The following is a 19,820-nucleotide window of genomic DNA, read 5'->3' as shown; positions in this document are numbered from 1 at the left end:
TGTTTTATAAAAATTAAAGGGGGATGAAATAGGCCTAAAAAAGAAAAACACCTTGCTCGCGCAAAGTGCCTTTCACCCCTAAATTGTCAATGACATTGTAAATTTACAAAATATATTTCCAACTCTTTCTGTTAAAATTCCACTAAATCGTTTTATAATTTTTCGATTTATTACAAACCGTCTAAAAAAGAAAAACACCCTGCTCGCGCAGAGTGCCTTTCACCCCTAAATCATTAATACGTTTAAAATTTAATTCCCCTAATAATTAGATTATAAACGGTAATAATCTTTATTGATTAATACGAGATAAAAGTATTTATATTCTATCAGCAACAAAAGGGGGATTTTCCCCCTTTTTTGTTTTTACACCTATTTAAACGATTTAGCATTATGTTAAAATTTTAGGTTGATTGCATTCTTAAATTTGTAAACGCAGACTAGTATAGGATTACAGAGTATTATGTAATTTTCCGTCATGATTAAATACAGCTTTGTTAACTTGTTCCTACTTATTTTGATCTCTTGCGGTCAGAGTAATTCAATTCAAAAATCAGCTATGACGCCTATAAAGACCAACCAAAAAAAAGTTGTGTATCATGTTTTTACCCGACTTTTTGGGAATACCAACACCACAAATAAACCTTGGGGTACTATTGAAGAAAATGGAGTAGGAAAGTTTGTTGACTTTACTCCTAAAGCGTTGCAGGAGATCAAAGATCTTGGGGTTACACATATCTGGTATACCGGTGTACCACATCACGCGGTGATAACCGATTATACTCCATATGGGATTTCAAACGATGATCCCGATGTGGTCAAAGGTAGGGCGGGATCCCCTTATGCTGTAAAAGACTATTATCAAGTAGATCCTGATATGGCCGTAAACCCGGAAAACCGTCTTGAAGAATTTGATGCCCTCATCAACCGCACGCATGAAGCAGGATTAAAAGTGATAATAGATATCGTTCCCAATCACGTTGCCCGTAAATATGAAAGCCTGAATACGCCACAAGGCAGCATTGCCTTTGGTAAAAACGATGATACTTCTGTAGCTTACGCTAAACATAACAACTTCTATTATATTCCCGGTGAAGATTTTAAAGTCCCAGAATGGCAAAACGGATATCAGCCTTTGGGTGGTGAAGAAGTTAAAACCGCAGATCATAACTTTATAGAATCACCGGCAAAATGGACAGGTAATGGTTCGCGCGATGCACAGCCTGATCAGAACGATTGGTATGAGACCGTAAAAATCAACTATGGCGTGAGTCCTGATGGGCATAAGGATTTTGATGAATTGCCTGAGGATGCAGGACATTGGGATTATAAAAAGCACTTTGAATTTTGGGAAGGCAAAGAAGTACCGGCTTCGTGGAAACAGTTTAAAGACATCGCTTTATTTTGGATAGCTAAAGGTGTTGACGGCTTTCGTTATGATATGGCCGAGATGGTGCCTGTCGAGTTTTGGAGTTATATGAATGCCGCTATTAAAATGGAGCGTCCCAATGCGTTTCTTATGGCCGAAGTTTACAATCCGCAGCTGTATCGGGAATACATTTTTAAAGGTAAAATGGATTATTTATACGATAAAGTTGAGTTGTATGATACCATAAAACATGTGATGCAAGGTCACGGAAGCACAGATCATTTTGCACCCATTTTAAAATACCAGGAAGACATTGAAGTCAATATGCTACATTTTCTCGAGAACCACGATGAGCAACGCATCGCTAGTGATGCTTTTGCCGGAGCTGCAGACAAAGGAAAACCTGCGATGGTTGTTTCGGCATTGATCAGTAAGGCGCCTACAATGATCTATTTTGGTCAGGAATTGGGTGAGCCGGCTTTGGAAGATTTGGGTTTTGGTGATCCTACGCGTACCTCAATTTTTGACTACGGAAGCGTGCCCAGTGTGGTGCGTTGGGTTAATGATAAAAACTTTGATGGTGGAAAATCTACTTCAGAAGAACTAGCACTTAGAGATTTTTATAAACGTCTATTGAATTTCAGTCTTGAGAATTCGGCGATAATGGGAGAGTATGCAGATATTCACTGGCATAACCGTCAACATACCGAATGGTACAACGACCGTGTGCACTCTTTTGTACGCTGGTCTGAAACCGATAAACTCATCATCGTAACCAACTTTGATGCTAATGATACTTTTGGTTTTGAGCTTCAGCTTCCGCAGGATATCATCAAGCAATGGAAGCTCAATGACGGAACTTACAAAGCAATAGATCAGCTTTATGGCGAAGAAGAAGCAAGGCTAACTATAGAAGAGCAGTCAGCAAGGATGCGTGTAGATATTAAGCCGCTTCAGTCTTTTGTTTTTAGGGTAGAATAAGGCATATTTATGATAAGCTTAATACCTTATGGCTTAAGCTTAACGACTTCCTAAAGTGTTACGCCGTACCTTTATCGTTTCAACTTCATAATCCCAAAATCATTTCTGTGTCAAAAATGTTTAAAATTGGTATCGTAGGTGTGGGGCCACGTGGACTTGCAGCTCTCGAAAGTCTTTATGTTGCAAAGAAGAACTTAGATATTCAGCAACCGCTGCAAGTGCTTCTGTTTGAAGCTTCACCCTATCCCGGAGCCGGCCAAATATGGTCTCCCGATCAGGTGGCTACCAATTTGTCGAATATTCACGAGCGCAATTTGTCAAACAATTTGGCAGGCCGCAAAGCGCTTTCTTTTGACGAAGTTTATCTTCCGCAATTTCCGGGTTATCAGGAATGGTTGGAGCTGAACGAAGGAGAAGCAACAGGAGATCAGGATCACTTTCCTTCACGCTCCAAAATAGGAAGCTATTTAAACGAGCGCTTTGAAACGCTAAAGCAGGCGCTTATCGGAGCAGGATTATTGGAACTTTATCAACATGAAGTTGTACAGATCGAGCCGGAGGCCTCGGGGTGTACGATCGTGACCAAAGCAGGGGATCACTACAAAGTAGATGAAGTCGTACTCACGATTGGTCATCAGCCTACTTATGATTCTAAGCAATTATCTGAATGGGATGTACACGCCAAGAAACATAACTTAAAACTGTATAAAGATCCTTATCCTGTAGGAGCTTTAGAGACAGATGAGATTACGCCTAAAACGAAAATCGCGCTACGCGGTTTTGGATTGTCTATGGTGGATCAGGTTAGAGCTTTGAGCATAGGTTTTGGTGGTGAATTTGTTCCTATTTCTAATTCCATTGAATTTGAATATAAACCTTCAGCTGAGGCGCCGCGCGAGTTGGTAGCGTTTTCATTAAATGGCTTACCGCCCGTACCTAAACCCCTTTCTGAAGCAATTGACACTTGGTTTAAGCCTACTCCTGAAGAAAATGAATTACTCATCAAGGCGATAGAGACCGCAGAAGCTAACGCTTCTGAAATTAAAGATGCTTCGTTCTTAATTGAAGCTATAGCGCAGATCACGAGTAGTATTTATCAAAGATTGGAGACCAAAGCGAGAACTACTGATCTTTCTTTAGAGCAACTTTCAGCATTAACCTTACAACTCATAAAGAATCCGGGGCACGAGCATACCTTACTCGTAAGTCATAATACAGATCCGTTGGAGGCAATGGAGCTTTATCTTAATATGGCTTGCGGTAAAACCGATATTAGTTTGGATTACTGTCTGGGTCAGGTATGGCGTTTTGCTTTAAGTGTGTTGTATCACGATTATACCTATATGAATTTAGGGGATGACGCGATGGTAGATGTGGTAAAGTACATTGAAGCCAGTAAACGCTATTCTTACGGACCACCGGTTAAAAGTGTGCAGCAACTTATAGCTTTAGTAAAAGCAGAGGTACTGAATCTTGATTTTGTTAAGGATCCCGAAATACAGTTGATCGAAGAAGGTTGGCGCTTAACAAAAGGAGTGCAATCGGTAGACGTAGACGTAATGGTTAATTCGGTGATCGATGCGCCGCAACTTAAAGCAGTTAGTAGCCCTTTAGTGGAGCATCTCAGAGAAGATAAGCGCGTTGATGCCGTGAGTTATAAATTAGGTCTACATACTTTAGAAGACGGCCGTATCATCAGTCAAGGTGGAAACACCCATCAACATATCGCCCTATTAGGAAGGCTTGCCAAAGGCAGTGTTGTGGGGGTAGATGATTTGATCGAATGTTTTGGGAAACCTGCTCAAAAATGGGCTGAAGGAGTTCTTAAAAGGGTTTAAACCATTAAAAACCAGTAAACTAATTTCAAAAGTTGGAAATAATATTGTTTCTTTAGAAAACCAACTTAAAAATTATGCTTACAAAGGTTTATGGTTCAGCGGTTTTTGGCGTTGAGGCTTCTACAATTACGATCGAAGTAAATATTGATAAAGGTATTGGGTATCATTTGGTGGGATTGCCTGATAATGCCATCAGAGAAAGCAATTACCGCATTGCTGCTGCACTTCGGAATAATGGTTTTAAAATTCCCGGAAAGAAAATCACGCTGAATATGGCTCCCGCCGATCTACGCAAGGAGGGAAGCGCCTACGATCTTACTCTGGCAATTGGTATTCTGGTAGCAAGCGGACAAATAAAAGCGGAACATTTAGAGGAATATGTCATTATGGGCGAACTCTCGCTAGACGGAAGTCTGCAGCCCATTCGCGGTGCTTTGCCTATCGCGATCAAAGCCCAGGAAGAAAGATTCAAAAAGTTTTTGTTACCCAGTCAAAATGCAAAGGAAGCAGCTATAGTCAAAGATCTCGAAGTTTACGGGATAGATTCTATTGCGCAGGTGATCGAGCATTTTGATAATGATGCACCTTTAGAACGCACTATTGTTGACACGCGTAACGAATTTTTTCTTGCCTTAGAGCATCCCGAGTTTGACTTTAGTGATGTAAAAGGGCAGGAGTCGATTAAACGGTGTATGGAGATTGCCGCTGCAGGTGGGCATAATATTATTTTAATAGGTCCGCCGGGTGCGGGAAAAACGATGCTCGCAAAGCGTTTGCCTTCTATCTTACCGCCAATGACCTTACGTGAAGCGCTCGAAACGACAAAAATACACAGCGTCTCCGGCAGAATGCGTGAAAACCTAGGCTTGATGGCACAACGCCCTTTTAGAAGTCCGCACCATACGATTTCAGACGTAGCCCTGGTAGGCGGTGGGGCATATCCACAACCGGGAGAGATCTCTCTGGCGCACAATGGGGTTCTTTTTTTAGATGAATTACCCGAATTTAAACGTACGGTTCTTGAAGTGATGCGGCAACCGCTGGAAGATCGTGAAGTCACGATTTCCCGGGCTAAGTTTACGGTGACCTATCCCAGTAGTTTTATGCTGGTCGCCAGTATGAATCCCAGTCCGGGTGGTTATTTTAACGATCCCAGTGCGCCTGTGAGCAGCACACCTGCCGAAATGCAGCGCTACTTGAGTAAAGTTTCCGGACCTTTATTAGATCGTATTGATATTCATATCGAAGTGACTCCTGTGTCTTTTGATAAACTTTCTGAAGAACGCAAAGCGGAAAGCAGTGTGGAAATCAGAAAGCGAGTTACCGAAGCCCGCAAACTACAAACCAACCGATTTACCGAAATCGAAAGCATCAATTACAACGCGCAAATGGGTGTTAAACAAATCAGGCAGCACTGCGCTTTGGATGAGACTTCAAAAACCTTATTGAAAAACGCGATGGAGAAACTCAACCTTTCTGCACGGGCTTATGATCGTATTCTTAAGGTTTCGCGCACCATTGCCGATTTAGAAGCTTCAGAGCAGATACAAGCACATCATATTACTGAAGCTATTCAATACCGTAGCCTCGATCGAGATGGCTGGTTGGGGTAGCCTTTCTGATATTATTTAGAGTATGTCTTAATTATCTAAAATTATTTGATACTGTTAATTTTTTTAAGATACTTGTTGCCTAATCGTTAAACAACTATCAGAATGACCAGAGATGCGCAATTGGCTTTTTGCAAAAGATGCCTCAACCGAGAAATGAATATGAAAGAAGGTATTCTTTGTAAACTCACCAATGAAAAAGCTTCTTTTGAAAATACCTGTATAGATTTTAAAGAAGATACCGCGGTTAAAGTCGTTTCTCATCAAACCGAAGGCTTAGAGATGAGCCAGGTCAGAGAAAAGCTTTCTGAAGAAGATCTGGAATATGTAAAAAGTCAGGAAAATTTAATTCCCGCCGTGATCTGTGGTTTGATAGCCGGTTTAATAGGAGCTATTCTCTGGGGAACTATTACTGTTTTGACTGAGTTTCAGATCGGGTATATGGCAGTGGCGATAGGAGCCGGCGTAGGTTTTACCATTCGATTGATTGGAAAAGGAATCAGTCAGATCTTTGGGATCTGGGGAGGCGCCATTGCATTTGTCGCTGTATTTGTTGGGAACATATTCAGTATTTTTGGGTTGGTAGCCAATGCTCAAGATCTTACGCTTTTGGAGACTGCTTTATATTTTGACTACGCCTATTTGCCAGAACTGCTTTCTGAAACCTTCAGCCCAATGGATCTTCTATTCTACGGAATCGCCATCTATGAAGGCTATAAATTCTCCTTTAGAGTACTCACGCAAGAAGAGCTAGAAAAAATACGCGTAGAGAACGCCGCTGAATAATATGCATCAGTTTTTTGATTTCGTTAAATAAACCCTAATAGTTTTGTAACTTCGGCGCAATTATTGCGTCTTTTCTAACAGTTAGGAACGTATTTAACTTTTTATTAATCAAAAAACTAACATCTATGATCAAAACGAGATGGACACCAATGGCGCTTATGTTGTCATTGTTTGTGGCAACCTTTGTTTCTTGTGAAGACAAAGAAACCGATACGGGCGATGTCGCAGAAGCCAAATTATCAATCGACTACGAGAAGTACGAACTCGAGAACGGGTTAAACGTTGTGCTTCATCAAGACAAGAGTGACCCTATTGTATCTGTAGCCATTCAGTATGGCGTAGGATCTAACCGTGAGAAGAAAGGGCGTACGGGATTTGCACACTTATTTGAGCATATGCTTTTTCAGGAATCAGAAAACGTTCCGCAAGATCAATTCTTTAAAACCATTCAGGATGCCGGTGGTACTTTAAACGGGGGAACCTGGCAAGATGGTACCGTATATTACGAAGTAGTACCTAACAATGCATTAGAAACTGTGTTGTGGTTAGAGTCTGATCGTATGGGCTTTCTTATCAATACCGTAACAGAATCGGCTTTTGCAAACCAGCAAGAAGTGGTTCAGAATGAAAAACGTCAGCGTGTTGATAACAATCCTTACGGACATACCAGTTGGGTGATTGACAAGAATTTATTCCCTGATGGTCACCCGTACAGCTGGCAGGTGATTGGTGAACTTGAAGATCTTCAAAACGCTACTGTAGAGGATGTAAAAGAATTCTACGATAAATTCTACGGCCCTAACAATGCCACGCTTGTAATTGCCGGGGATTTTGAAGAAGGCAAGACTAAAGAATTGGTAGAAAAGTATTTTGGCGAAATTAAAAAGCGTCAGGAAGTAGAACCTTTACCGGTTCAAAATGTAACCTTAGACGAGACCAAGCGTTTGTATCACGAAGACAACTTTGCTACAGCACCCCAGCTGAATATGGTTTGGCCTACGGTAGAGCAGTATACAGACGATGCGTATGCTTTAGATTTCTTAGGCGAAATTTTATCAGACGGAAAGAAAGCGCCTTTATACCGCGTTCTAGTAGAAGATATGGAGCTGGCTTCACGTCCGTTTGCATTTAACAGCTCTGATCAAATTGCAGGGAAATTTAGAGTTTCGGTTACCGCTAACTCTGGTGTTGATCTGGATAGTGTAGAAACCGGAATTAATAAAGCATTTGCGCTTTTTGAAGAAGAAGGCGTGAAGGCTGAAGATATCGAACGTATTAAAGCAGGTCTGGAAACTGACTTTTATAACGGCATCAGCAGTGTGTTAGGAAAATCGTTCCAACTGGCACAATACGATGTATTTACCGGAGATCCCGGGTTTATCGAGGATGATATTGAAAATATTAAGGCGGTTACTGCTGAAGATGTAATGCGTGTTTATGAAAAATACGTAAAAGGGAAGCCTTATGTAATGACCAGTTTTGTACCAAAAGGACAAGTAGAGCTTATTGCTGAAAATTCAGAAAAAGCTGAGGTTGTTGAAGAAGAGATCACCGAAAATGTAGAGACCGAAATTGTTGATGCAGATGTTGAGATCGAGAAAACACCTTCTAAGTTTGACCGTTCGGTAGCACCTCCTATGGGAGAGACTCCAGAATTGAATATTCCGGAAAGCTGGACTGCTGAATTACCTAATGAAATGGAAGTGTATGGTATCGTTCAAGACGAACTTCCGCTAGTAAACTTCAGCCTTGTGATCGAAGGAGGTCATTTATTAGATGATCTAAACAAAAATGGAGTGGCTAACTTGATGAGCGACATTCTTATGGAAGGTACAGCGACTAAAACTCCGTTAGAATTAGAAGAAGCTATAGACCGTCTTGGAGCAAGCATCAATATGTATACCGGTGATGAGTCTATTGTTTTGAGAGGAAATACACTGGCGCGTAACTTTGATGCGACTATGGAATTAGTTCAGGAAATTCTTTTAGAGCCACGTTGGGACGAGAAGGAATTTGCGCGTATCAAAACAAGTACGATTAACGGGATCAAACGTTCTGACGCAAATCCTAACGTGATCGCAAACCGTGTGTACAGCAAGCGTCTCTATGGAGAGAACCATCCATTAGCCTATTCTACTTCAGGAACCGTGGAGTCTGTTGAGGCAATCACAATGCAAGATCTAAAAGACTACTACAACAACTATTTTTCTCCTAGCGTAAGTCGTTTCCACGTAGTGGGAGACATTAGTGAAAGTCAGGCTTTGGCTTCCTTAGAAGGTCTTAAAGAGAACTGGGAGGCTAAAGAAGTGACGATTCCGGAATTCCCGGTAGAGAACAACAGAGATAAAGCATCGCTTTATTTTGTTGATGTTCCTAACGCGAAGCAGTCGGTGATCAATATTGGTTACATTTCTATGCCACGTACCGATAAAGATTTCTATCCTGCAGAGGTGATGAATTACAAATTAGGAGGATCGTTCAGCGGTAACGTAAACCTGGTACTACGTGAAGAAAAAGGATATACCTATGGTGCGCGTTCCGGTTTTAGCGGAAGTAAAATTCCGGGAACTTTCACCGCGTCTTCTTCTGTACGAACCAACACCACCGGTGAATCCGTTTCGATCTTTAGAGATGAAATTCAGAAATATAAAGAAGGGATTTCTCCTGAAGATCTGGAGTTTACTAAAAACGCTTTGATCAAGTCTAATGCGCGTCGTTTTGAAACACAAGGTTCGCTTTTAGGAATGTTGCAAGAGCGTAGTGCTTACGATCTAGATCCTAATTATATCGAGCAGGAAGAAGCAACGATCAAGAATATGACCTTAGAGCAGCACAAAGCTTTAGCCAATAAATATCTTGATGAGTCAAAAATGGCGTATTTGGTTGTTGGAGATGCGGCAACGCAGTACCAGCAATTTAAAGATATGGGCTTTGACGAAGTAATGCTTCTTGATAAAGAGGGCAACGAAGTTAAGCTTGAAGAAATAAAGAAGTAAACCTTCAATAGTTACTTTAATTAGAACCCGCTAAGGTTAAGCTTTAGCGGGTTTTATTTTTGGCATCGCCAATAGGTTTAAAATCCTAGAACTTGCCATAAAAGCAAAAGCAATTACTCTCAAAGAATGCCACTTGATGGCGCTTTGCGTTCGTTTACTTTGTCTTGCATCAAGGCTTCTCCTTTTACCAACCAACTAAAACCAAAAGCTTCAACCGCCAGCGCTTCCATCCAGAAAGTGAGTTTTAGGCGATCATAGGTTTCGGTTGGAATTATATTAAAAAGCCCCAGTACAATGACCAATAGTGCCAGAAGCATCAAGATTCCGCAGGTGCGATATACCCGATTACGCAGCACTTTTTCTCTACAACGCTTGCCTTTTGGAGTGTCTGATTTTACAAATAAGAATAATGACATAAAAGCCAAAGCACTTAAGAATACCGCTGCTGCGATATAGTGAAAGAGCGAGCGCCAGCCTTCTTGCGACTCGTCAAAATACGTTACCGCATACGGCATTACCGCATCACAACAGCTTTGGGCCAAATTACTCGTAGGGAAAAAAGCCACACACAAAGCAGCCATACCGGCAAGGTTTGAAACCCAAAAATCAACAGGTTCTTCGCCGCTATAGACAATAAGAAAAATACCTATAAGACTCACAATGACCGTAAACAGGGTCGCTGCACGTGTGTAGTAATAATGACTGATGGATTCTAACGGACCCGGAAGTTCAAAAAAAGTAAGCGAAATCGCCAAAAGTAAAATAGGGAGCAGCATCCCGGCGGTTCCTACGATCTTACGAAGGGTTTTGCCCTGATGCAGCCAAACCCCATTATCTGAATTGTAGTTTAAGTTGAGGGCGGTATGTGCTTTCTTTTTGTTCTCTGCAGCCATAGTATTAAGGGTTTTAAGTGACTCTTAAAAGTACGTTTTTCACTTTAGCCTAAGGTTTTTGCCGAAATCAAAACAGATGTTTTTATATTTAGGATTTAACAACGTTTATGCGAAATCCTTTTAAGAACATTGGCCCGGGAGCCTTAGTGGCAGCGGCATTTATCGGTCCGGGGACGGTGACTGTTTGTACACTTGCGGGTATTCAGTTTGGTTTTAGCCTGTTGTGGGCGATGACCTTATCCATCATTGCGACCATTATTTTACAAGAAACCGCTTCCCGTATTGGTTTGGTTTCGCAAAAGGGACTATCACAAGTACTGCGTGATGAGTTGCCCGCAGGTATTCTGAGAAAATCGGTTTTAGGTCTTGTTTTAGCGGCTATCGTCGTGGGCAACGCAGCCTATGAAGGCGGTAATATAAGCGGAGGCGTTTTAGGGCTTCAGGCTTTAGGAAGCACAGGCATTCTTGAAGTTGCAGGATATGCTATAAACGGATACAGTTTGCTTATAGGAGCTATCGCTTTCATTTTACTGTATATCGGCAATTACAAAGTGCTAGAAAAAGTCTTTCTACTTCTGGTGATCTTAATGAGTTTGTCTTTTGTGATCACTGCGATACTCACAGGTCCTCAGCTGCTAATGGTGCTTAAAGGCGCTCTTATTCCACAATTTCCTGACGGAAGTATTCTAATGATCGTCGCTTTGGTGGGAACTACAGTAGTGCCGTACAATTTGTTTTTACACGCGTCTTTAGTCAATCAAAAATGGAAGGATAGATCTGAACTTTCCGCAGCAAAAAAAGATACCATTGTCGCGGTGATCTTAGGCGGACTCGTATCTATGAGTGTGATCATTGCTGCGGCTGCCATCACAGGACAAGAAGTGGATGGCGCCAGCGGACTCGCACAAAGCTTAGAGCCGCTCTATGGCAGCGCTGCGCGGTATTGTATAGGATTAGGACTCTTTGCCGCCGGAATTACTTCAGCGATCACAGCACCGCTTGCAGCGGCTTATGTAGCACAAGGATGCCTCAACCTCGGCGGTGATCTTAAATCACGAAATTTCAGATTGGTTTGGATGCTCGTTTTAGTATTGGGCGTGGGGGTGGCAACTTTTGGGATCAAACCTATTGAGATCATTCAGTTTGCGCAGGTGGCAAACGGTATTCTTTTACCGGTAATCGCAGGGATCTTGATCTGGCTGGCCAATCGCAGTACGCTTTTAGGAAATTATCAAAACTCCAAGCTGAAAAATATAATAAGTGTGTGCATCTTGATCGTAACTCTTATATTAGGAGCGCGTGCAATTCTAAGCGTTTTTGGACTTTTATGAGAACAAGTATCGATCTTAACTGTGATCTAGGCGAGGGCATCGGCAATGAAGTCGCATTGATGCCGCTTATCAGTTCGTGCAACCTGGCTTGTGGCGGTCACGCCGGAGATCTAGAAACTATAGATCAAGTGGTTCAGCTTGCAAAACAGTATAAGGTTGGAGTAGGAGCGCACCCTTCTTTTCCTGATCGGGAGCATTTTGGGCGGCGGGAAATGCAGCTTTCGTTCAAAGCACTTAAAGACTCCGTTTTAGAACAAATAGCCCGTGTGAATCAAGCATGTTTGAACCATCAAGTATCATTGCATCATATCAAAGCACACGGAGCCTTGTATAATCTATGTGCGCAAAAAAAGGAATATGCTGAATTTCTTACGGAAGTTTTGGCTGAAGCCTATCCTGAAATCCCGGTGTATGTACCTTTTGATTCTGAAATGAGCCGTGTGGCAACAGGAAAACTGAAGGTACTTTTTGAAGCTTTTGCTGACCGCAATTACGAACCTGACGGAAGCTTGGTCTCTCGTCAAAAAGACCACGCGGTGATCACCGATGAAAGTGCTTTGATCAAACACGTTTTGCGTATGGTGCAGCGCAACGAAATTAAGACCCTTGACGGTGGTGTTTTGAAGGTAAAAATTGATACCATTTGTGTGCACGGCGACACGCCAAAAGCAGTGGAATTGCTTCAGCTTTTAAATCAAAAATTAGACGAAAACCAGATTAAAAAAACTACTGTATCGTGCAAGTAAAACCCAGAATAAACAGACTTGGAGCACAGGCAATCCTCCTGCAATGGGACTTTGAAATTTCGCCTGAAAATTTAAAATTTCTGCTTGCAGTAAAAAAATACATTGCGCAAAATATAGTTAAACAAGAAGTTGAGATAATAAACACATATAATTCACTATTAGTTAATTACAATAAAACAATAGAATCTGTTTATAGTGATTTTGAACGCTTAAAAACACTTGATTTTCAAAATATTCCAGTGGAAGCAGTCGCTTCAAAATTGTATCACGTACCGGTATGTTATGATGCTGAATTTGGTCTCGACCTCGAGCTGTTGGCAAAGGAAAAATCCTTAACGATTGACGAACTCATCAGCCTGCATACCGCTCCGGAATACAGGCTTTATTTTACAGGCTTCTTACCCGGATTTTTATACCTCGGCGGAATGGACGAGCGCCTCAAAATGCCACGTAAATCAGAGCCACGTGCATCGGTTTTAAAAGGGGCTGTGGGCATCGCTGAAAACCAAACCGGCATCTACCCAAACAGCAGTCCGGCCGGATGGCAAATTATCGGGAATTGCCCGGTAGCGTTATTCGATCCTAAAAGCGAACCTCCGTGTCCGTTTACTCCGGGAGATCGCATTCAGTTTTATTCGGTCTCTAAAGCAAAGTATGACGAAATTCAACAGGAAGTTCAAGCAGGAACCTATCAATTAACTTCGACACATGGCTAATATACACGTACTACGACCAGGTTTTTACACAACGCTTCAAGATACCGGAAGACACGGCGTGGCGCAGTACGGTGTGCCGCAAAGCGGGGTGATGGATTCGTTCTCTGCCGAAAAAGCCAATTTATTACTGAATAATGATCCCAACGCTGCCGTGCTCGAAATGCTGATGACCGGTCCCGTATTGGAGTTTAGCAGTGAAACCTACATTGCGGTTTGCGGAGCACAATTTGATATTTTGCTCAACGACCAACCCATAAGTTTAGCCAAGCGCTATCGCGTACAAAAAGGTGACGTGCTCAAATTTGGCAGACTTCATAAAGGCTTACGTGCCTATCTTGCCGTTTCCGGAGGTTTTCAAACCGAAAGCGTATTGGGTAGCCGAAGTCAGTATCCCGGCATTACAGCGGCTCCTAAGCTTGAAAAAGGGGTGTCTTTGGCCATTACTGATGAAGTAGTAACCGCTAAAGCCTTATCTCGCGTAAATTTTGAAGATACCCAACTCTGGGATCCCGTAATAGAAGCCTATCCCGGGCCGGAGTTTGAGCTGTTGAGCACCGAGGAGCAACAGCAGCTTTTTGAGAGGTCATTTACGCTGAGTTCAAAGAGCAACCGGATGGCGATCCCGTTTGAAGAAATTTTTGATAATGTGCTAAAAGGCATCACTACCGGGCCGGTTTTACCGGGAACGGTGCAACTTACCCCAAGCGGAACCCTTATCGCGTTGATGCGCGACTGTCAGGTTTCCGGAGGCTATCCCAGGGTGTTGCAGTTGAGTACATTTGGTATTTGTCAACTTGCTCAAAAACGACCCGGCGAATCCATTTCGTTTAAGCGTAAAGCGCTTGATACAGGTGCTATTTCGCGTTAATCCAATGAAGCCTACGCACTTTAGAAAAAGTCTTACAGCGACAAGCTGTTGGTTTTATAAAGACTTGCGTTAATATCATTTTCGCTTAAAATCGCTTTAAAAGCAGATCGCTTCAGCTGCTTGGTCAACAGGATTTGAAAGGGGTTTTCTTGCAGCTTTAAGCATAGATCATCCGTTAATTAAGCATTGTTTGCCCATAAACACTGGGGTTTAATGGTAAAACAACGGATAAACTATGGATAAATAATGGTTTAAGCACGCAGGAATTGCGTATAAAACCCGGTGGTTGAACCTGTTTAACGCTGTGTTTTATGGCGTGTTTTAGCCAATAACAAAAAACACAAATCGACACTAAAAAGTGTTGATATCCCGACAGGGACTCTGATAATCAACTATATTTGTGTTGATATAACAAGTTGTAAGCAAGCTGAAAAAAGAGCCAACCGCACAAAACAAAGAGTGCCGAAAAAGGCACACATTGTTTTTTTGCCAACGCTCGGAATAACATTAAATTTGAGAAAAAACATAAAATATATATGAGCTTATTTCAGAACTCTGTTCTAAACAAATATTTAAAAGGATTGGAGTCCGAAAAAGTTAATGAAGCATACGAGCGATTTACAAGCCATTTTCATAATCCGACCATTCAAGAAAACATTCGTAACTCGAAAGAGGAACAATATCAAGGCGAATTTCTGATTGACCTTTTTGTGAATGTTTTGGGCTACACCAAAAACCCAACGCCTGACTTTAATCTGACCACAGAATTAAAAAACATAAAAGGCTCTAAAAAAACAGATGGAGCAATCCTAAAAGGCGAAAAAGCACTTGGAGTAATTGAACTGAAAGGAACAAACACAACCGATTTAAGCAAAGTAGAAACGCAAGCGTTTGGATATAAAAACAACCAACCAGGTTGTAATTATGTCATTACTTCCAACTTTGAAAAGTTGCGTTTTTACATTGACAACGCAGTTGACTTTGAGGAATTTAATTTATTTCAGCTTTCAAAAGAACGTTTCAACATTCTTTGGCTTTGCCTTTCATCAGAATATCTTTTAAAAGACATTCCGAAAAAGATTAAAGACGAATCTTTAACTCAAGAAGAAAATGTCACCAAAAAATTATACAAAGATTACGCTTCATTTAGAAACGAGATTTTTGATGCCATTCAAAAAGAAAATCCTGAATATGATAAATTAACATTATTCAAGAAAACGCAGAAATTACTTGACCGTTTTCTATTTATCTTTTTTGCAGAAGATAGATTGCTACTTCCACCAAATTCAATTCGTTCTATCGTAAACCAATGGACTGATTTACGAGATAAATATGACGAGTATTTTCCTTTGTACGACCGATTTAAAAAGTATTTCGGTTATATGAACACAGGACACAAAGGACAACAGCACGATATTTTTGCTTACAATGGTGGACTTTTTGCACCAGATGAGATTTTAGATAACATCAAAATCAATGACGATTTACTTTACAAACACACAGTTAATTTAAGCAACTACGATTTTGAAAGTGAAGTAAGCGTTAACATCCTCGGACACATCTTTGAACATTCGTTAAACGATATTGATGAAATACAAGCAGAGATTCAAGGAGTTGCATCTGAACAAAGTAAAACCAAACGTAAAAAAGATGGTGTTTTCTACACACCAAAATATATTACCAAATACATTGTAGATAATACGGTTGGCAAACTTTGCGAGGAAAAGAAAACCGAACTTGACATTCAAGAAGCTGAATACGAAAAAGAACGTAAAGGCCGACAAAAAGCGACCTTAAAAAAGTTATCTCAAAAATTAGAAGATTACAGAAAATGGTTGCTACAAATTACCATTTGCGACCCAGCTTGTGGAAGTGGAGCTTTTTTAAACCAAGCGTTAGAATTTCTAATTGCAGAACATCAATACATTGACGAATTACAAGCCAAATTGTTTGGAGATGCAATGGTATTGAGCGAAGTTGAAAATGCGATTTTAGAAAACAACATTTATGGAGTTGACATCAACGAAGAAAGTGTTGAAATTGCCAAACTTTCGCTTTGGTTACGAACTGCCCAAAAAGGCAGAAAACTGACTTCTTTAAACAACAATATAAAATGTGGTAACAGTTTAATTGACGACCCAACTGTTGCAGGAGATAAGGCTTTTAATTGGCAAAAAGAATTTCCAGAAGTTTTTGACGAAGGTGGTTTTGATGTAATTATTGGAAATCCACCTTATGTGAATGTCGAATTAATACCAAAACTTGAAAAAGACTTTTATAAGAACACCTTTGAAACTTTTTACAAAAGAAGTGATTTGTTTATTTTATTTCTTGATTTGGCCACAGATAGACTAACAAAAAATGGTATAGTTTCTTTCATTATTCCTTCCATTGTTTTAAATAATCTTTCTTACAAATTAATCAGAGAAAGGTTACTTAATAATAAATGGCTTTCCGAAGTATGTTATACAGGCGGTAAAGTTTTTGCAGATGCAACAGTTGATACAGTTATTCTAACAATTAATAAAAAAGGTGTAGAAAATATAAAGTTGACTGATGCTTTAGACTTTAATATTCATAAGTCAAGTATTGTAGAAACTGACTATTTTACCAAATATCAAAATGCAATAAGTATTAGTTCAAGCGGTAATGACGAGCTATTCAATAAACTATTCAATGAGAAATTTCATAAAGTAGAAGATTATTTCAAAGTGTTCCAAGGCATCGTAACCGGAAATAATAAATCCTACATCTTTGAAAATAAAGAAGATATAAAAAATGCAAATATTGAAGAAAGCTTATTGGTTCCAATCGTTTTAGGTAGAGATATAGGTAAATGGAAAATCAAGGATGATTCAAAAAGAATACTTTATATAGATGGAGATACTGATATTGATAATTATCCTTTAACCAAAAAATGGCTTGAACAATTTAAAGAAAAGTTAGAAAAAAGACGAGAATGTATTAGAGGTGTAATTCCTTGGTATTCTCTTCAATGGCCAAGAGAAAAAGCTGAATTAGACAAAAATCCAAAAATATTATTGCAAAGAACAAGAAATGAGAGCCTTAAAACAAGATTAGTAGCGACAATTGATGATTCAGGGATTTATGGTATGGAAAGCATAATTTTCTTGACACCTACATCTGAAAATATTAGTACATATTACTTTTTAGCTATTCTAAATTCTAAACTACTTAATTACCTTTTTGCAACAAAGTTTTTAAATCTTGCTGTTAAAGGAGATTACTTAAAACAAATAAGGTTTCCAATATCAAATGAGACAGAAGTTCTAAATGACTTGTCGATTAAAATGTTGCAAACAAATAGAACTTTTCTAAAACATATAAATTCCTTTAATAACTTACTTAAATCGAAATTTGATTTAATTAAATTATCAGGAAAATTGTCAAATTGGTATGAAAATCAATTTGGAGATTTTTTAAAGGAGTTAGAAAAAGCCCGTAAAAAGTCTGCTAAAGAAAACGAAACGGAATACAATAAAATCTCATTAAGTGAAGAAGCTGAATGGATGCAGTATTTTAAAGAACAGAAACAAAAGGCAGAGGAATTAAAAACAGAAATTGATAAAACGGACAAAGAAATAGACCAAATGGTTTATGAATTGTACGGATTGACAGAAGAAGAAATAAATATTGTGGAAGAAGCCAACGCATAAGCCATACACATTTGCAATTCGCTCAAGCCAACGCTACGCCAAAAATTGCAAAAGAGTATGTCTTGCCAACGCTGAAAACCAAGCTGAACTGAAAAAAAGCCAGCTTACAACAATGTATAAAAATAATAGCGGTTTGATCGCTAAAACGAAATGAATTAATAATAAAAAAGGTCTGTGTTAAAACGAAAAGTTAGTGCGTAAAAATCCGCTACTATTCTTATACTAGACCGTTATGCTACATTAAAAAAAACTCGCAACATCTTTTAAATTCGAAATTGAATAGTATTTGCTGAAAAATCACATTTAAATATGACAAAAAAATGTTATAATTGCGAAATTCCAATGCGAACATTGGAAAAAAAGCAAAGAACGAAAGAACACATTCCCGCAAAAGCGTTTTTTGTCGGATATCCAGAAGAATATAAAGACCAAAGAAAAACCGTTCCTGCTTGTTATTCCTGCAATCAAAAATATGCTAAAATTGATGATAAATTGAGAGATGTAATAGGAATTTTAAATGACGGAGAACTGCATAAATCTGAATTAACAAGAAGAGCAGTTAGCAATATACTGTCAAACAAAAAAGAGCTTAACAACAGACTTACTTTTGGAAACAATGGAGCGGAAATTTCATTTGATAGAATAATTTTAGATAAGCTACATAAAAAGAACTTTAAAGGAATCTATCATCTCGCAACTAATCAACCAATTACTAGTGAGTATTTATTAGATGTGTATTCAGATGGACACGATAAAAAAAAACTTGATTTAGGTTTTGAGTTTTTGACCGAAATAGAGAATATGGGACAATGGGAAAAATCTGGAAATGCCAATGTTTTTGAATATAAACTGACTTATTATAATTTCGAAAATGAAAAATTAGAAAAGCTTGACAAAAGCATTATAGAACCTCTATTTTTGGTTTGTGCTATGAAATATAACAATACAATAGTTTCATTGGTAGTTGCGACAAAACCTGAAATAAAAGACGTGATAAAAACGTAGCATAACAACGTATAACAACAATTGCGGCTTTGTGTCTTGCGGACACAACCGCGCAAGCATAAAAGTCGGGAATTTTAGCTATCTTAGTTTTCAAACAATCCGCAACTGATTGTTATACAAACCCGTTGTGTACAATAAAAACGAACATTAATGATTCCTGAATTTTTAAAGAAATTTGAATCTGACTTAAAAAAATACGAACGAGAATTTGTACGTATAAAAGCAAAACCAAGGAAAGAAAAACTTCTTGAGGACAATTTGGATTTAAAAGAAAGTAAATTCCTTGGAAAGCCATTCTTTCCAAAAGACAAAGAGTATCCAAAAGATGAAAATGGAAATTCAATGGTAATGGTTGCTCAACTCAATTTCGAACAAATTCCGGAATTAAAAGCATTTCCAAAAAATGGAATCCTTCAACTGTTTTTGTCGCCAACGGATTGGTATCAAGAAGACTTTGCTATAATTTATCATTCAATAGAGGAATTAAGTAAAGAACCAATTACTGATTTTTCATTTATCACTGAAAAAGATTACGATGAGATGCCAGTTTATAAACTTCATCAACTATCTTTTGAGAAAGGAATTGACAAAGGAGGTTCTGAAGATTCTCAATTCGATTATCTTTTTGACGGAGATGACTATTGGGATTTTACTGAAAACTTGAATGAAGAACAAGAGAAGGTATTTGGAGAATATTTTAATGCAATGGGACATAAAATTGGCGGATATGCGGAATTTACTCAATCTGACCCAAGAGATTATAATGCTGACCAAAGAGATGATATACAAGTTTTACAAATAGATGTCGATGACCATATAATGTTTGGAGATAGTGGACTTGGACATATTTTTATAAACGAAGAAAACCTAATTAAAAAGGACTTTTCAAAAGCATATTTTTATTGGGATTGCTGTTAAAAATTACTGTACACAACAAAGAACTGAGTTAAAATCCAAGAGTATTTAGTTCAATTTTGTCGCATAATTTGGGTCATAGGGCAAGCCGC

13 protein-coding genes are annotated in these 19,820 nt (G+C 39.2%); 12 read left to right on the top strand and 1 reads right to left on the bottom strand.

The genetic code is table 11. From position 1 onward, the window contains the following. Positions 1–475: 475 nt before the first annotated feature. From WA338_RS00065 to WA338_RS00045, 5 genes are all read left to right on the top strand, one after another. Positions 476–2,347 carry an alpha-amylase family glycosyl hydrolase gene (locus tag WA338_RS00065; protein ID WP_442913201.1) on the top strand — a complete coding sequence of 624 codons (1,872 nt, stop codon included), beginning with the start codon at positions 476–478 and terminating at the stop codon, positions 2,345–2,347. 116 nt (positions 2,348–2,463) lie between these two features. Next, entirely contained in the window at positions 2,464–4,185 is a 1,722-nt protein-coding gene (locus tag WA338_RS00060) for an FAD/NAD(P)-binding protein (RefSeq protein WP_336091761.1), read from the top strand. Between the two features lie 74 nt (positions 4,186–4,259). Then, positions 4,260–5,798 (top strand): YifB family Mg chelatase-like AAA ATPase, encoded by a 1,539-nt coding sequence (locus WA338_RS00055; RefSeq protein WP_336091592.1) that lies wholly within the window; start codon positions 4,260–4,262, stop codon positions 5,796–5,798. A 102-nt stretch (positions 5,799–5,900) separates the two neighbouring features. Further along, positions 5,901–6,581, top strand: a complete 681-nt coding sequence (locus tag WA338_RS00050; RefSeq protein WP_273419295.1) for a hypothetical protein — start codon at positions 5,901–5,903, stop codon at positions 6,579–6,581. 125 nt (positions 6,582–6,706) lie between these two features. After that, positions 6,707–9,577: a M16 family metallopeptidase gene (locus tag WA338_RS00045; RefSeq protein ID WP_272987372.1), complete on the top strand. Its 2,871-nt coding sequence runs from the start codon at positions 6,707–6,709 to the stop codon at positions 9,575–9,577. 119 nt (positions 9,578–9,696) lie between these two features. On the opposite strand, the gene WA338_RS00040 is transcribed toward WA338_RS00045, so the two are convergent. After that, the gene (locus WA338_RS00040; protein ID WP_272987374.1) at positions 9,697–10,470 is read right to left on the bottom strand and encodes a hypothetical protein; all 774 of its coding nucleotides are present in this window, start codon (positions 10,468–10,470) and stop codon (positions 9,697–9,699) included. Between the two features lie 107 nt (positions 10,471–10,577). Between WA338_RS00040 and WA338_RS00035 the strand changes: the two genes are divergently transcribed. From WA338_RS00035 to WA338_RS00005, 7 genes are all read left to right on the top strand, one after another. Continuing rightward, entirely contained in the window at positions 10,578–11,801 is a 1,224-nt protein-coding gene (locus WA338_RS00035; protein WP_009780335.1) for an Nramp family divalent metal transporter, read from the top strand. Then, positions 11,798–12,547, top strand: a complete 750-nt coding sequence (gene pxpA / locus WA338_RS00030) for a 5-oxoprolinase subunit PxpA (RefSeq protein WP_273016287.1) — start codon at positions 11,798–11,800, stop codon at positions 12,545–12,547. Before WA338_RS00035 ends, pxpA begins: the two co-directional genes overlap by 4 nt. Further along, positions 12,538–13,263, top strand: coding sequence for a 5-oxoprolinase subunit PxpB (gene pxpB / locus WA338_RS00025; RefSeq protein ID WP_273016289.1), 726 nt, complete (start codon positions 12,538–12,540; stop codon positions 13,261–13,263). Before pxpA ends, pxpB begins: the two co-directional genes overlap by 10 nt. Continuing rightward, on the top strand, positions 13,256–14,131 hold the full coding sequence (locus WA338_RS00020) for a biotin-dependent carboxyltransferase family protein (protein ID WP_273016291.1): 876 nt from the start codon (positions 13,256–13,258) through the stop codon (positions 14,129–14,131). Before pxpB ends, WA338_RS00020 begins: the two co-directional genes overlap by 8 nt. 536 nt (positions 14,132–14,667) lie before the next feature. Beyond that, on the top strand, positions 14,668–17,808 hold the full coding sequence (locus WA338_RS00015) for an Eco57I restriction-modification methylase domain-containing protein (RefSeq protein ID WP_336091583.1): 3,141 nt from the start codon (positions 14,668–14,670) through the stop codon (positions 17,806–17,808). Positions 17,809–18,159: 351 nt separating this feature from the next. Beyond that, positions 18,160–18,813 carry a hypothetical protein gene (locus WA338_RS00010; RefSeq protein ID WP_273016294.1) on the top strand — a complete coding sequence of 218 codons (654 nt, stop codon included), beginning with the start codon at positions 18,160–18,162 and terminating at the stop codon, positions 18,811–18,813. A gap of 150 nt (positions 18,814–18,963) precedes the next feature. After that, positions 18,964–19,731 carry a YwqG family protein gene (locus tag WA338_RS00005; protein ID WP_336091579.1) on the top strand — a complete coding sequence of 256 codons (768 nt, stop codon included), beginning with the start codon at positions 18,964–18,966 and terminating at the stop codon, positions 19,729–19,731. Positions 19,732–19,820: the final 89 nt, after the last annotated feature.

Origin of the sequence: Leeuwenhoekiella sp. CH_XMU1409-2 (assembly GCF_037029365.1) — a bacterium.
In the GTDB taxonomy this organism is placed as follows: Bacteria; Bacteroidota; Bacteroidia; order Flavobacteriales; family Flavobacteriaceae; genus Leeuwenhoekiella; species Leeuwenhoekiella blandensis.
Note: the sequence above shows the minus strand (reverse complement) of the source record. Positions and strands in the feature narration are given on the sequence as shown.